Annotated in this window: 10 protein-coding genes; 5 read left to right on the top strand and 5 right to left on the bottom strand. The window is 37.5% G+C overall.

Features of this window, described 5'->3' with window-relative positions:
- Positions 1–1,186: transposase (locus EWM59_RS22875; RefSeq protein WP_445447092.1), on the top strand; the 1,186-nt coding region annotated here is incomplete at its 5' end.
- A 17-nt stretch (positions 1,187–1,203) separates the two neighbouring features.
- On the opposite strand, the gene EWM59_RS22870 is transcribed toward EWM59_RS22875, so the two are convergent.
- A complete protein-coding gene (locus EWM59_RS22870; RefSeq protein ID WP_130023577.1) occupies positions 1,204–3,093 on the bottom strand; it encodes a vWA domain-containing protein in 1,890 nt (629 codons plus the stop codon).
- Between the two features lie 173 nt (positions 3,094–3,266).
- Here EWM59_RS22870 and EWM59_RS22865 point away from each other — a divergent pair, with 173 nt between their 5' ends.
- The gene (locus EWM59_RS22865; protein WP_130023576.1) at positions 3,267–3,842 is read left to right on the top strand and encodes an RNA polymerase sigma factor; all 576 of its coding nucleotides are present in this window, start codon (positions 3,267–3,269) and stop codon (positions 3,840–3,842) included.
- A complete protein-coding gene (locus EWM59_RS22860; protein WP_130023575.1) occupies positions 3,842–5,179 on the top strand; it encodes an energy transducer TonB in 1,338 nt (445 codons plus the stop codon). The genes EWM59_RS22865 and EWM59_RS22860 overlap by 1 nt, the downstream gene beginning before the upstream one ends.
- A 3-nt stretch (positions 5,180–5,182) precedes the next feature.
- On the opposite strand, the gene EWM59_RS22855 is transcribed toward EWM59_RS22860, so the two are convergent.
- Both EWM59_RS22855 and EWM59_RS22850 read right to left on the bottom strand, forming a co-directional pair.
- Entirely contained in the window at positions 5,183–6,544 is a 1,362-nt protein-coding gene (locus EWM59_RS22855; RefSeq protein WP_130023574.1) for a T9SS type B sorting domain-containing protein, read from the bottom strand.
- 89 nt (positions 6,545–6,633) lie between these two features.
- The gene (locus tag EWM59_RS22850; RefSeq protein WP_130023573.1) at positions 6,634–10,041 is read right to left on the bottom strand and encodes a DUF7133 domain-containing protein; all 3,408 of its coding nucleotides are present in this window, start codon (positions 10,039–10,041) and stop codon (positions 6,634–6,636) included.
- Positions 10,042–10,247: 206 nt separating this feature from the next.
- On the opposite strand from EWM59_RS22850, the gene EWM59_RS22845 reads away from it, so the two are divergent.
- Together EWM59_RS22845 and EWM59_RS22840 are read left to right on the top strand one after the other, a co-directional pair.
- The gene (locus tag EWM59_RS22845; RefSeq protein WP_130023572.1) at positions 10,248–11,555 is read left to right on the top strand and encodes an AAA family ATPase; all 1,308 of its coding nucleotides are present in this window, start codon (positions 10,248–10,250) and stop codon (positions 11,553–11,555) included.
- A 3-nt stretch (positions 11,556–11,558) separates the two neighbouring features.
- Positions 11,559–12,239, top strand: a complete 681-nt coding sequence (locus tag EWM59_RS22840) for an RloB family protein (RefSeq protein ID WP_130023571.1) — start codon at positions 11,559–11,561, stop codon at positions 12,237–12,239.
- Here EWM59_RS22840 and EWM59_RS22835 read toward each other — a convergent pair whose 3' ends face one another.
- Positions 12,240–14,645 carry a TonB-dependent receptor gene (locus tag EWM59_RS22835; protein ID WP_130023570.1) on the bottom strand — a complete coding sequence of 802 codons (2,406 nt, stop codon included), beginning with the start codon at positions 14,643–14,645 and terminating at the stop codon, positions 12,240–12,242.
- A 417-nt stretch (positions 14,646–15,062) separates the two neighbouring features.
- The gene (locus EWM59_RS22830; protein WP_130023569.1) at positions 15,063–15,590 is read right to left on the bottom strand and encodes a YceI family protein; all 528 of its coding nucleotides are present in this window, start codon (positions 15,588–15,590) and stop codon (positions 15,063–15,065) included.
- Between the last annotated feature and the right edge of the window lie 25 nt (positions 15,591–15,615).

Here is a 15,615-nt window from a genome sequence, read left to right as displayed (position 1 = left end):
ACTGGTTTTCCGCAATCAGAAAATGGGTTTATTATTAAGCGAGTTAGGGGCTTACATCTGTGGTTTTGCCCATGCCCCAGCAGGCACCAAACGCATCAGTAATCTACTTCGGAGTAAGAAATGGGAAAGTAAATTAGTTGACAATTTTTTGTTTGCAAAGGCCAAAGAACGCATCAGAGATTTACAGGCAAGAGGTCTTCGTCCACTGTTATTGTGGGATGATAGTCGGATAGAAAAACCAGAGTCTTGGTTCATGGAGGGCTTATGTAGTGTAGAAAGTAGCAAAGGGAAACGATTAACCAAAATCAAGAAAGGTTTTTACCATCCACCAGCCAGTCGGATTTGTGTACCAGGTTTTCATTGGACAGCTACGATGGTATCAGCTTTGGGAGAAATCCCCTCGGTGTGTCAAATGAGTTGGTGGACCAGTAGAGGTAAATACAAGGAATTGGCTTCGAATATCATGTTCCGAATGCTCAAAAAACTCAACAAGTCACTCATCGTAAAGGTTTTACATGTACTTGACAGAGGCTATGCTTCTGCATGGACTATTGAATGGATGATGCACTTTGAACAGGATTTTCTGGTTCGTTGGAAAAAGAATATTTTGCTCATTCATCCACAAAAAGGTACTAAACAGACGCATCAGATTGCTCGGTATTTAAAATCTTCTGCCAGAAAAGTAGTATTGGATACCCAACGTAAAATTACTAAACACATCGGTATTGCTTTCTGTGCAGTGATTCATCCTGAATTCCCTGATAAAGAACTTTACCTGATTGTAGTAAGAGACAAAAAAGGACGGCAAGCACCTATGTATCTGCTTACTTGTTGTATTGTTTTATCCAACAAAGATGCCTGGCAGATGCTCCATTCTTATATGCATCGATGGAACATAGAACAGACTTTCAGAGTAGGGAAAGCAGAATTGGGGTTAGAATCACCCAGACTTTGGTTTTGGGAAAATAGACTCAAATTAATGGCCATTGTGACACTTGTCTATGACTTCTTACTATCGATGCTCAGAAACTGGAGTAGTTTTATCCCTATCCTGCTCAAAAACTGGTGTCATAGAACAGGAAATCGGTACCGAAATGCTTCGATACCGATTTACAGATTGAGATTAGCCATCTCCAATTGTTTGAATGCATTAATTCATTTAAGTATTACCCAAAATTCGGGATGACTCATGTTTGCATTTGCTCAATTATCGCGGGCTATATCTTTATTAGATAACAATTGCGCCATCTTTACCAACTTAATAAATTCGGCTCTGTACCCTTCTTCATCATTCCCTCTGGCTGATTTGGCAGTAGCAATAATATGCTCATAATTAGCATTCCCTTTAAAGTTTGATTGTCTTAGTAGTAAACCAAATTCTGCTACCGAAGCGGCTAATCTGAAATTATCAGAAGTTTTGTCAAAAGTAGTGTGCTTGTCATACACTACCTGTTCTATCAGTTTACTTGTATTCTCATCAGGCAGTTTATAACGTAGCTTGATAGTTAACACTTCGTTTGAATTACCTACATGAGTCAGGTTTTTATTTTCCTGATATTTTAAAGGGTCAACTTTACCTAAATACTGGCTTTCAATTCCTGCCGGAATAATTTCGTAAATGGCAGTTACGGTATGCCCCGAACCCATTTCTCCGGCATCTTTTTTATCATCATTAAAGTCTTCGTTATTCAATCGGCGGTTTTCATACCCTATTAAACGATAAGCCTTTACATATTTAGGATTAAACTCCAGTTGAAGTTTTACGTCTTTTGCCACTGTAAAGAGCGTTCCGCCAAACTCGGTTACAAACTCCTTCTGGGCTTCCTGCAGGTCATCAATATAAGCATAGTTTCCATTGCCTTTATCTGCCAGCGTTTCCATTTTATTATCTTTATAATTACCCATTCCAAAACCCAACACACTTAAATACACGCCCGACTCTCTTTTATTTTCTATCAATGTTTTTAAATCTGCTTCGCTTGAGGTGCCAATATTAAAATCGCCGTCAGTGGCTAAAATTACCCGGTTATTGCCTCCTTTAATGAAGTTTTCCAAAGCAATCTTGTAAGCTAATTTAATGCCCTCTCCTCCGGCTGTTGAGCCTCCTGCTTGCAGGTTTTCCAGCGCTTCTTTTATTTTTGGCTTTTCTTTGCCCGATGTTGAAGGCAATACCAATCCGGCAGCCCCTGCATACACTACAATGGCCACATGATCATTTGGGCGCAGTTGGTCAACCAATAATTTAAAGCCCTGTTTCAATAAGGGTAATTTGTTATAATCACTCATGGAACCTGATACATCAATCAAGAAAACCAGATTAGAGGCAGGTAAATTATCAGTAGGTATTTTCTTTGCCTGTAAGCCAATATGCAGCAGTTTCAAACCCTTGTTCCAGGGCGAGTCTGAAATCTCAGTCTGAAAACTCACCGGGTCTTTACCTGTGGGTTGCGCATAGTTATAATCGAAATAATTAATCATTTCTTCAATACGAATGGCGTCTTTTGGTGGTAATTGCCCGTTATTTATCATTCTTCTCATATTGCTGTAAGCAGCTCTGTCCACATCAATCGAGAAAGTAGTCAAGGCCTCTTTCTTTGTTTCATGAAAAACGTTTTCTTCAAACGTACCATATTCTTCTGTGTTATAGTCAGCAGCGGCCATACTACGCATCATGGGTGCAGGTGCATACAAACCACCACCGGGCATTGCTTTCGCCTTATTCATGTGGATAGACTTGGCCTCGTTGTCATACAAATCCTCTGATTTTCCTGTTACAATAGCTTCCTCAAGCGCTTCTACACTCATCTCCAGTTTTACATTCCATACCGATTTTGTATCTGTTACTTTTACTTCTTTGGTAGCATACCCAAGAGTTTTAAACACCAGCATATTATGCAATGTAGAAACATTAATGCTATACTTACCGTTTGCATCAGTTACTGTACCTTTGTTTGTTCCTTTTACGGTTACTGTTACACCCGGTATAGGAAAATTGTCATCAGCAGAAGTAACCGTACCTGTAATGGTGCGTTCCTGCACAAAAATGAACCCTAAATAAAGAGTCAAAGTCAGAAGCAATAATTTAATTCCCATAATTTTATCATCCCCAATCAAAATTTTGTGAGAAGGTTTTCATGGCTTGGGGTAATTGTTAAAAACATGAAATCTTCCTGATTTTCCCTATTGATGAAGACTTCATAAAAATTCCATAAAAATTTCAGAAAAAAATTAAATTTGTTTTCTGAACTTCCGAAAACGCTTAACGAATGCAATTTTTCAAACGCAAATCTAAACCCCAGACTGATGCTGAATACATAGCAGCCTATCAGTTCAGTGGCGATTTGAATGTGTTGGGCGAATTATATGAGCGCAATATGGAAATGGTTTTTGCAGTTTGTTACAAGTATCTGCGAGACGAAGAAGAGAGCAAAGATGCCACGATGGAAATTTTTGAGCAGTTGATAAACGACTTAAAAAAACATCAGGTCAGTAATTTTAAGAGTTGGTTGCATAGTGTGGCACGTAATTATTGTCTGATGCAATTGCGGTCAAGGAAGATAGAAGCAGGAGATTTAGAAATTTCAGACGAGGATTTTGTGGAAAACGAACCTGTTTTGCATCTAATAGATGAAGAGATAAATCTGGAAGGTGATTTGCAGAAATTAGAAAACTGTATTGGCAAATTAGACCGTGAACAGAAATCGTGTATAGAATTGTTTTATCTGCAGGAAAAGTGTTATAAAGAGATTGTTGATAAAACAGGTTTTGATATGAATAAAGTGAAAAGCTACATTCAGAACGGTAAGCGGAATCTGAAAATTTGTATGGAAAAGAATCAATAATGGCAAAGAAAAAACAAATAGCTACTCCTGAACAGAACATACTCACGGCTGAAGACCTGAAAAGGTATGAAGCCGGAGAAATGACGTTTCAGGAAATGCACCGGGTAGAAAAACTTCTGCTCGAACAGCCTTTCTATGCCGATGCCGCTGAGGGTCTGTCTGCCATTAAAAAAGATAAGCTATCTGTTGATAAAAACCTTACTGACCTTAAATCAAGATTAGGAAACAGAATTAATCAGACGGCTAACAAACACACACCTGTATTTAGCATAGTAAAAATCTGGAAACCTGTAAGTATAGCAGCCACTTTACTACTGGTTTTTGGCGGAACCTATTACTTATTGGACAATAAGCAAAGTGAAGCCGATACGGCTATAGTGATGAAAAATAAAGCGGATGCTGATAACTTATCAGAACCGACCGCAACTGCACCCATTGCCAAAGAAGATAATACAAAACTAAGAAAACTGGAAGAATCGGTAACAAAGAATACAGCAAAACAGAAACAAGAGTTTGCGCATGCCAATCAGGCTCAGGCAGTGGTGAGAGAAGCAGCACCGGCAGTTGTAGAAGAAACCGAGGCAGCAGTTATTACCCAACCTGTAACAGAAGATAAAGTTTCAGAACTGCCTCCGCCACCTGTGGCATCGGCACCAGTTGCCGGAGCAGCAGAAAAGAAAAAAGAAGTAGCAGATAGAAACGAAGCAATTGTTGAAAGTAAAAGTTTACCGGGTGGAGCAGGTCGGATGGCAAGGGCTGCTGTAACGGGCGTAGTGGTTGATGAGGATAATGAACCCATGAAAGATGTAACCATTAATATAAAAGGCAAAGCAGACGGCACCCGAACTGATGAAGTTGGGAAATTTAGTTTAAGAGATGGCCAGAGAGGAGATATAGTAATATTCAATAGCCCGATTATGCCTCAGATGGAAATACCTTTTAATAGTTTACCCAATAAAATTGTTTATAGCGAACATAACATTCATTTGCCAACTAAGCCCAAAGTTTCAGTCAGTAGCCCAAACGACGTAGTGTTTGAAAATGCAGTTACCGATGCAAAACCTGAGTTTGGTTGGGAAGCCTTTGAAGTGTATCTGAAAGAAAATACCAAACGCCCACCAAAAGCCCTGCAAATGAATATTCAAGGCCGGGTAATAGTGAGCTTTGTGGTAAACGAAAAAGGGGAATTATCAGATTTTACCATAGCCAAAAGTTTAGGCTATGGTTGCGATGAAGAGGCTATCCGTCTGATAAAAAACGGCCCTAAGTGGTTTCCGGCTACGAAAGATGAAAAACCTGTATCTAAATCTAAAAATGTAATTGTCAGGTTCAGGTAGTATCTATTTTATCAAAGTAACTACACCCAGCAAAATAAATTCATTATAGGTATTGGTTCTGATTTTTAGCATATATTCATAGATGCCTGCGGGCTGGTCGTCTCCATTCCATGCCTCATAAGGATAATTTATTGTTTTCACTACATGACCCCGACGGTTATATATTTTCAGACTGATAAATTTTTCTAAATCACCAAATAGTAATAACTTATCATTCACTCCATCGTTATTGGGGCTGAAAGCAGTAGGTACATGAATAGGTATAAGGGTTTCACAAGATATCAATGTATTTTTTACACAGAGTTGTTCACTACTAAAACTACTTCCATTACTCATAAATTTTAGCTGATAACAATACTGGTCATTACAGGTAACCTCTTTGTCAGAATAAAAGGAGTTATTGGCAGCCACTGACTTATTGTTATTTTTAATGAGTGTAAAGTTAGTAATGGGTTCGGGGGCTGGTTTTAACCAGGTCAGTTCATTGCCGTCTGTTGTTGGTTTTAGTTGGAAGTTAATATCACAAACTTCTTTCGATGTAGTATTGGTAAAACAGGCATTTTGTAATTGAATACTGTAACAGGTATTGGCATTAGGGTTATCGAATGAAACCTGTTCCAATCCTAATTTCCCTTTTTTCGAGAATAGTTCCTGTCCGTTGGCCAGAATTGCATAATCGTCGCCTGTTTCATTAGTAAAACTGATAGCAAACTTATTGGCTGCGGTTTTGCTCAACTCCTGAATTTTCGGTTCGTTGATAATGGGAAACTTTAAGTTGATACTGTTACTTCCACCGCAATCTTCTACAATATATCCGCCCTTTACACTTATTTTCTTATCAGTCTTATCAGTATAGGTATGAGATACAGGAACAGTAGGTAAATTGACTTTTTCAAGCGTTGAGCCATCGCCCCAGTTAATATAGCAATAGTCATACGGAATAGTTCCGTTTTTTCTTACATCACTCAGGTTTAAACTAACCGTATTATTACAGATTTTTGGATTGATTTCTATTTTGGCAGTATCTAAAACTGTTATAGTAGCGCAAGTTCTTAGCTCCTGTCCATTATCGTTTCTATATGAAATCTGCATCAATTTATAGGCACCGGGTTTAGTATAGGTGAAACTTTTCGCAGTAACAGCATTAGTGGGTGGTCCACCAACATACATATAGATATATTGACTGTCTCGTGAATTAATTTCCGTTTTTTCAATTTCTACTGTGAATGGTACGCAGCCTACGGTTGCTTTTGGATATATTGACCCTGTGCCTATATTGGGGCCAATGCACTGGTCGTTCCCCTGACTAAAAGCCAGTAAGGGGAAAAAACAACAGATAAGAATGGTATGTAGAATACCTTTCAAGGTTGACAAGTTAAAGTAAGTCGTCCGAAACAAAAAAAGGCTTTCTAAGCATTTCGAACTTAGAAAGCCTTTTCAGGATATAAAGCTAATTACTTTTTCAGTGACGACAAAAATTCTACCACATCTCTTACTTCTCGTTTCGTCATTAATGTTCCCATTGGAGGCATAGCTGATGGAAAATTATCTCTTTTAGCAATTCGGGCTACCGGAATCACCAGAGGCTCTGCATCAGAAGTATTGATAGTTAATTCGCTTTCTGTTTCTTTCGCCAATGTTCCTGTTACTTCCTGTCCATCTTTCAATTTAAGCGTAACTGACCCATAGCCCGGAGAAATTCTGGCGCTTGGCTCAATCAAGGCCTGTAAGATTTGTTCACGGGTTAATACATCACCAATATTTGATAAATTAGGCCCAACGGTACCACCACTACCGCCAATAGCGTGGCATCTCGCACATTCTCCTGTTGCACTAGTCATGAAATACTGACGCCCTGCAAAACGGTTTCCTCCAAACAATGACTCTCTGAACTCGTCCATTGGAGAATTATGGGCACTGTTAGCAGCTAATTTAGCTTTAAGACTTTCTGAACCAGTGGCATCAACAGCTTCTTTTAACTCAAGAGATATATTCGGAGATAATTTCTTATCAATTAACTGCGTAACTAAATTATCTAAGATTACCTGCGTTTTATCTGCTTCCATCTTCGATAATACCACTAACATCTGTTGTTGTTCTTTGATGCTTCCTTTGCTGAAAATAGAGTTAACAATTACAGGCAAAGACTCTTTTGTTACGTTCGAATTGTTCAATAACCCTAAAGCAGCCGTTCTTACGTTTTCGTCTTTATCGTCCATACCCTTTTTCATCAAGGCATCTATACCAGGATATTTCAGGCTGTTTAATGAAGCTAAAATGGCAATTTTTACTTTGTTTTCAGTCGTGGCATCATAGATGGCAACCAGTTGATTATTGGCATCAGAAATATTCAAATCGGCTAATAAACCAGCGATTGCCACCTGTGTATCAGGATTTTTTTCTTTCAAAAACGCTGCAATATGCGGTTGCACTTTATTTCTGGCCATGGCAACATCTCTTTGCAATTTACCACGATAACGACCATCTACACGGTCTAATACCGATGGATTAGCCCACGAGCCTAAAGTAGCTAAAGCCTCCGCTTTAATCTCATCTTTTATATCTGTTCTTTTAGCAAAGGCAATCAATAAATCTAATTCTTTCTCTCCACCTACTCTCAAAGCAGCATTAATCGCTCTTCTGATAATTACTTCAGATTTGAAACGAGTGTCTTTCAAAGTAGCTGCCAAAGCTGGCAAAGCTGCTTCGATAGACGTATCATCGTTGATACCTCTCGCTGCTTCTGCTACAATGTATTCATCAGCATCATTTAAGAAAACAGAAATATTGGCATCTTTCATTCTTCTTAAAACTAATACTGCCGCTGTTCTTAAAGCCTTGCTCGGATTGCTTGACAAAGCAATGATTGGATCAACTTTACCGATTCTTGATAAGGCCAAAACAGCGGCATGTCTGATATACACATCTTCGTCGTTGTTGGCTTTTAATAAATCAATCAATGGTTGTACCGCATCGGGGTTGGCTGTTCTACCCAAAGCTTCTGCGGCAAAGAACCTTACACGTGCATTGGTACTTTTCAATAGCGGTATCAGCTGATTGCTTAAAGATTTTACACGGGCATCGCCAATAATTTTAGCGGCTTGTGCTACTATTTCCTCGTCTTTATCGCCTAATAATTCTCCTAAAGGCGAAGCATAAGAGCTATTCATACGGGTTAACTGACCTATACCCCAGATACCGTGCACACGAGCCAGTTGGTTTTCTCTTTGTGTGATGGCCTTGTTGAATACCGCAAAACCTCTTTTATCACGCTTGGCTAATTCCATCTGCGCTTTCTGACGGATACGCATATCTACATTCATTAATAATGAATACAACATATCGTCTGTCTGTGCAGGGTATTTCAACTGAATCAAACGTTTGGTTTCTTCTCTTTGCGCTTTTAAATCGTTTTTATCGTTGGCTACATCTATTTTCCATACTCTACCATAGTTCTTTGTTCCCCAGCCATTAATCCAGTCAGCCACATATAAGGCGCCATCAGGGCCGAAACGGATACCTGTTGGTAAAATACCACTTACTACATCTTTTTCACTTTCAAAATCGAAAGAAGCACCTTTTGGTTTTAACCCAAACGACCAGATGTGCGAACGGTTTGGCGCACCCACAAACTCTACTAAGAAAAACTTATTCTTCCAGTCTTTACCTAAAGCAGTACCTGGATTATACACCATTCCGGTTGGTCCGTTGTGATAGTTTCTGATAGGCGGAATGATATAAGCCGCTTGACCGTCCCAACGAGGTTTGTATAAACCTTCGTCCATCCATACTTTGTATTTGTTGTTTTTAGGGTCGGTGTATTTACCATACTGCCAGTTCGAACGCCAGCCTGCATCAGAGCCTTCTACTACGTGCACTAATCTTTCACTTTCGCCAGGGTGGTCTCCGTCATTATCAGATGAAATCAGGTTGCCGTATTCGTCAAAAACAAATTCATGGGTATTTCTCAAACCTGCCGCAAAAATTTCAAAATCACTACCATCAGGGTTCGAGCGGGCAATAATTCCTGAATTAGGGTGTTCATATTTCTTACCGTCTTTGGTAGTAATATTTGCCCCTATATCTCCGATATTCCAATAAATTCTTCCATCAGGGCCTTCAATCAAGCCAGACATCCCATGACCGCTAAAGCCGATGTGTACACCATACCCATGACTGATAGAGGTTTTCTGGTCAATAATGCCATCACCGTTGTTGTCTTTCAATCGCCATACATCAGGTGCAATACCTACAAACATATCATCTTCGCGAGCCAGAATACCCCCGGCTACGTCGGTGATTTCTTCATTAAAATCGCTTAGGATACGGGTTGAAATATCGGCAATGCCATCGTTGTTTTTATCTTCTATGCGCCAGATTTCATCTTGCTCAACAGCAAGGTCTTTCCAGTCGTGAGAACCATCTTCGTTTAAGTCTTTCACCCAAGAGTTTTCTTTGCTTTTTTCAGGGGCAAAAGTGGCTCTTAAAAAAGCCCGACGGTCTTCAACCGTCTGTAAGCCAATTGAGGGGGTCATCCAGTCGCGGTGGCCGCGAATATCAAACTCTGAATTTTTTTGTCTGTTTGTTCTGGTCAGATACACACGTCCATAATCATCAATAGTCATTGAAACAGGGTCAGGCGCAAGTGAGTCCGAAGCCCAAAGTGTCATTTGCAAACCATCAGCTAATTTAGCTGCCGTTTTTTCACGGATTTCTTTGGCTTTACTAATAGCCTTTGCAGGGTCTTCGGTAACAACTATCGGTTTATTTTTGGTTGAAGAAGTTCGCATACACGAAACAACCAAACCGATTGATACAAGCAAGAGAGGAATCTTGCTTCTGAAGAGGTTTTTAAAGGTCATGAGGTATTAAAAAGATTAGAAATTGAAATAGAGCCGAAAATTAGCGAATTGTTGTTGAATTCTGATTAAAGAAATCTAAAAATTAAACGGTTTAGCACTAATTGCTAATATTTTACTAAAATAATAAAATAAACTTTAATTATCAGAATTATGTTATTATAAAGGATATATTTACGAAAAAATCACAAATTTTAACTTTAAACCATATGATTATTGAATTTAGTGTTGGCAATTTCCGCTCTATAAAGGATGTTCAGACATTAAGTATGGTTGCTGCGCCAATTAGTTCAAAATACAAAGAACTTGATGAGCAAAATGTTTTTCAAGCAACAGAAAAAATAAGATTAGTAAAAACTAAAGCTATCTATGGGGCAAATGCAAGCGGAAAGAGTAATATAATAAAGGCATTAAAAGTTTTTCAACAAATCATTCTTCATTCTTTCAAAGATGAAAATGTTGTTCCTGAAAGTACAGATAGGTTCCTTTTAGGAGAAGAAAAAGATTTAGAGACTCCAACATTTATGCAAATGATATTTATAATTGATGAAGTAATTTATAGATATGGATTTGAATATAGGAATGATTGCATAATCTCGGAATGGCTTTATGGAAGACCTGCACAAAAAGAAGTTTACTATTATGTCAGAGATAAAAATGAAATAAAATTTAATGACACCAAACTTAAGAAAATCTCAAAATTATTTAATCTGAGTCATAACTTACTTCAAAAAAAGTCCTTGATTTTATCAATGTCCCATATTTTTGATTCTTCAATTTTGGGATCAATTAGTGCTTATGTTGCAAGTATGGGTATAATTTATGAAATTTATAGAGAGCGTGCTATCCAAATGGTAGCGCCATTATTACAATATAAAGAGAGTTTAGATGATATTAGTGATATATTAAAGTTTGCAGACACTTCAATTGAGAAAATAGAAGTTTTTGAGGTAAAAAATAAAGACGGCAGAGAGTGGTTAGATTTAATACAAGTAAAATCATTGGATGAGAATCCGTTTGATATAGATATTATTCATGATATTTTAGAAGGAAAAAGAAAGTTTTTTATATCAGCTAACCATATAAATAGATATAGAAATAATATGGTAGAACAATTAGATTTTGAATATCATGAATCTGAGGGGACTAAAAAATTGTTAGAATTGAGCATAAGTATTTTAAATTCAATACAAAATGGGATACCTCTTATTATAGATGAATTCGATTCTCGTTTCCATCCAATAATCAGCCAGAGAATCGTAGATTTATATAATAAAAATTCTAGTAGGGCTCAATTTATTTTTACAACTCATGATACAAATTTGTTAAACGCTAAATTATTGCGTAGAGACCAAATAGCATTTGTAGAAAAAGATAAATATGGCGCCAGTCATTTATATGATTTAGTAGAATTTAAGGGGGTTAGAAACGATGCCTCTTTTGAAAAAGACTATTTAGATGGTCGTTATGGCGCAATTCCTTTTGTTGGTGATTTTGAATCAATTTTTAACAAATAATATATGTCTTTAAAACCAGCTAAAAAAGGTGACCAGGGAAAAGCGTGGAATAGAAAGACTCAGATTTCTAAATACCCAATAGAAACAAGAACAAAGGGGAAAAGATTTTTAATTGTTTGCGAAGGTCAAACAGAAGAGTGGTATTTTAAAAAATTTCCGGTATTAACGGCCACTATTGAAGCGATAGGCATTGGTAGAGTAAAAATGTCATTGGTGGAGTATGCTAAGAGATTAGCAAAACAAGAGGACTATGATGAAGTCTGGTGCGTTTTTGACATGGATATAAATTATGAGGAAAAACAGAAAGAAGATTTTAATAGTGCTATTCATAAAATAGCCTATGGAAGAGATAGAAGGTTTAAAGTAGCTTATTCTAACGATTCATTTGAGTTATGGTTTTTGCTACACTATAAAAATGTAGAAGAACAGCAATTGAGAGGCTATTTCTATGATAAACTAAGCGAGTTGTGGGAGATAAATTATGAAAAAGAAGGTAAAAAATTAGAATTTTGTAAAAATATCTATGAAAAACTTGATAAAGATACACGTGCTGAACAGGAAGAAGCAATAAATAGAGCAAGACGTCAGTTTGAATCAGTAGAACATTTAAGCCCACATGAACAGAATCCTGTTACAAAAGTTTATCTTTTAGTAGAAGAATTGAATAAACATCTACGACCATAATTAATTACTACTACGCTCCAGATTCTCAAAATTGAAAGGGTTATTGCGTTCTTCTCTCTTGCGGAAACCAAAATTATAACGCACATTCAAACCTACCCGACGGGTATCGCCCTGGCGGAACCCAAAAGCAGAAATGCTGCCCTGATTAATAGTAAAATGATTCTTATTGGTATAAAACACATCGTTCATACTTAAAGTAATCATGAGCTTTTTGTTCAGAAACTGGCGGTTAATATTCAGGTTCAGATTGCCGAAATTGCTTAACTCATAAAATTGTTGTTGCCCTTTCAGACGGAAGAAGCCATTCAGGCTGATATTGGTAAGTTTGTCTAATTTAAACTGGTGAAAAGTAAAGAATGTCCAGCTACCTCTTTGGAAAGACAAAGGGGCATTTTCGTACAAACCATTATAATCGTTATAATTAAACTGTGCTCCGGCAACAAAAAAGTAACGGTAGATAGGCGGTACCGCTCCTAAAAGCCTGAAATAAGTTTCCTTATTCCTGCCTAAGTTATCGTAAGTACGGTATGCAATACTTGGATTATCAGGATTCTGATAAATTACATTTGTAAAAATATCCTGTGTGTAGTTGCGGCCTATCGCAAAAATAGGTCGGTCTTCAATGCTGATATTAGCTTCAAAATTATTCGTAAACTGTGGTCTTAAAGAAGGATTTCCTGCTTCGTATAAATACTGGTCAATGAAACGGGGCGAAGGATTCAGGTATTCATAAACCGGACGGGTAATAGATTTACGGTGTACCAGATAAGCCCGCATTTCATAACCTGCAATTTTGCCTAATTTCTGGCTCAGATAAATATAAGGAAATAAATCTGTGCGCTTTACCTTGAAAGAGGTATCTGAAGGAATCAACTGATGCCCGTTCATATTGGTGTTTTCGAGCCTTGTGCCTGCTTTCAGAATAAAACCTCCAATAGTTTTTGATAGCTGAACATAAGCCGCATAAATGCTTTCGTTATAATTAAACTGATTGGTGCGTGATATGTCAATATTTTGTTGCTCACCTATTTTGGTAAAATAAGCAGTATTACTTTTGAATAACTGGTAAGTGGCTTTTAGTCCGGTCTCTAAAGTAATTTTATGAGGTAATTTATATTTAACATCAGTTTGTGCTGCAACAAAGTTTCTGTTGTTGCCAATGTCTCCGGTACCACCCATGGCAGACACAGTCGGTAACACATAAGCAGTATTAAAAATCTGGTCGGTTTGGTTATTGAAATAATTGTAAGAAATATCGGTAGTCCATTCAGAGCCTAAAGTATCTAATTTGTACCGGGCATTGATTCCCTGATTAATGGCATAATTGTTTCCTTTGCTGTTGGTTGTATTAATGTTATTGGTAAGAACCTCTAAAGAATTAAGCTGACGGATAATGCTTTCATTATTAGAGGAAGAATTATTCTGGTTATAACTCAGGCGGGCATCGTAGTTGAGTTCCCATTTTTTATTTACTTCATATCCTAAGCCAAAACCTACATAAGCCTGATTTCCCGGAAAAGTAGTGTAAGCATTCTGAAATAATTCTTTATCTGCCGAAAAACGACGGGTAGTTTGTATCTGCTCAAAAGTATTGCGGTGCGAATAATTGAGGTTTAGAAAAGAAGTCAACTTACCACTACTGTTATTGAGACTGATTCCTATAAACTGGTTACCATATCTGCCCTGATTCATTCCGGCATTGGCACTTCCGGTAAATCCGATTTTTACACCTTTTTTCAGAATTACATTCACTACCCCACCGCTACCACTGGCATCGTATTTGGCTGAGGGTGTACGCATTATTTCTACTTTCTCAATACTATTGGGTGGGAGACTCTTTAAAATGGCCGCAATATCGGCTGTACTCATTTTTTGCTCCCTACCATTAATATAAATAGTAGCAGGGCTTGAATTGCTGAGATAGATATTTCCATCCTGATCAACAAATAAGCCCGGAATTTTCTCCATTATCTCGTAGGCACTTGTACTGGTATTGGCAATGGGTTCAGGGTCAACTATGGTTTTATCATCTTCTTGTTGCATTAAGGGTTTTCGGGCTGTTACTACCACATCACCTAATAACTGGTTATCTGTTTCCATCACAAACTTTAGAACTGATTGTCTGCCTGTGGCATTAATGCCTTTAGTTAAGGTTTTATAACCCACCGAAGTGGCGGTCATGCTGTATTGTTGATTGGCGACAAGATTAAATCGGGCTATGCCTGAGGTATCAGTTGTACTATTGAGAATCTTAGTAGTATCGGCACAATTGACAATTCTGATAGTCGCACCAATAATAGGAGACTGGTTACTTTCAGTCAGTTGAATACTGATGGGTAAGGTTTGAGCAAGAGAAAAGAATGAACAACAGAGTAACAGGCAAAACAGTAAAGTAGCTTTTTTCATAAAAGGCAGTTAAAATATTGTCAACAAAATTAAGCAAAAACATCACGGAATTAATTAAAAAAAACTAAAAGCCCTCTCAGAATAGCCTATTTGCAATATTTGAATAAAAATTTGTGATTAAAAAAGAATAATAACTAAAGTTTTAGGTGTTTGTGTAACGAAAATAAAAATAAAATATTTTAAGAATTGTATTGTATTTAGTGAAAAACTCAATATATTTGATTTAACATTTCATAAAACAAGCAATAAACCTAAACTAAATCATAATTTTGGAGAATAAAACCTCTGTCGCAAGGCAGAGGTTTCTTCATTTATTTTCGGGCTTGCAGCTACGGTGGCAATTGAGCTATAAAAAAGAAAACCCCTACTGTAGAGTAGAGGTTTTTCTTTGATTCTGACTTTCGTAAAAGATTTGGATTAACCTTTCACAACCTGGATATTCATTACCAGTTTCACATCGTCGCTCACCACAATTCCACCTGCTTCGGTTACTGCGCTCCAGGCCAAGCCATAATCCTGGCGATTAATTTTACCTTGTAAATCAAATCCGGCTTTTGTTTGTCCGTAAAAATCCGTCATAATTCCGCCAAACTCTGCCTTCAATGTTATCGGTTTCGTTACACCTCTTATCGTCAAATCGCCATTTACTGTATAGGTATCATCACCTGTTTTCTCGAAAGAATTAGAAACAAAAGTTAATTTCGGGAAATTGGCAGCATCAAAGAAATCAGCCGATTTTAAGTGGCCGTCTCTTTGTTCCTGTCCGGTTGAGATACTGTCGATGTCAGCCGAGAAATTAACGGTGGCACCTTCAAAATCGTTGTCGTTGGTTGTTTCAACAGTTCCTTCATAAGTACCGAATGTTCCGGTTACGGTTGAAATCATTAAGTGTTTTACTTTAAACTGTACTTCTGAGTGAGAAGCATCAATAGTCCATTTTGCCATTGTCTTAAATGTTTTATAATAATAG

Source organism: Emticicia agri (genome assembly GCF_004168285.1).
Classification (GTDB): Bacteria; Bacteroidota; Bacteroidia; order Cytophagales; family Spirosomataceae; genus Emticicia; species Emticicia agri.
Note: the sequence above shows the minus strand (reverse complement) of the source record. Positions and strands in the feature narration are given on the sequence as shown.

Coding starts and splice junctions, on each gene's coding strand:
- EWM59_RS22865 (WP_130023576.1), top strand. CDS start 3,267: ATGCAATTTTTCAAACGCAAATCTAAACCCCAGACTGATGCTGAATAC.
- EWM59_RS22835 (WP_130023570.1), bottom strand. CDS start 14,645: ATGAAAAAAGCTACTTTACTGTTTTGCCTGTTACTCTGTTGTTCATTC.
- EWM59_RS22850 (WP_130023573.1), bottom strand. CDS start 10,041: ATGACCTTTAAAAACCTCTTCAGAAGCAAGATTCCTCTCTTGCTTGTA.
- EWM59_RS22860 (WP_130023575.1), top strand. CDS start 3,842: ATGGCAAAGAAAAAACAAATAGCTACTCCTGAACAGAACATACTCACG.
- EWM59_RS22840 (WP_130023571.1), top strand. CDS start 11,559: ATGTCTTTAAAACCAGCTAAAAAAGGTGACCAGGGAAAAGCGTGGAAT.
- EWM59_RS22870 (WP_130023577.1), bottom strand. CDS start 3,093: ATGGGAATTAAATTATTGCTTCTGACTTTGACTCTTTATTTAGGGTTC.
- EWM59_RS22830 (WP_130023569.1), bottom strand. CDS start 15,590: ATGGCAAAATGGACTATTGATGCTTCTCACTCAGAAGTACAGTTTAAA.
- EWM59_RS22845 (WP_130023572.1), top strand. CDS start 10,248: ATGATTATTGAATTTAGTGTTGGCAATTTCCGCTCTATAAAGGATGTT.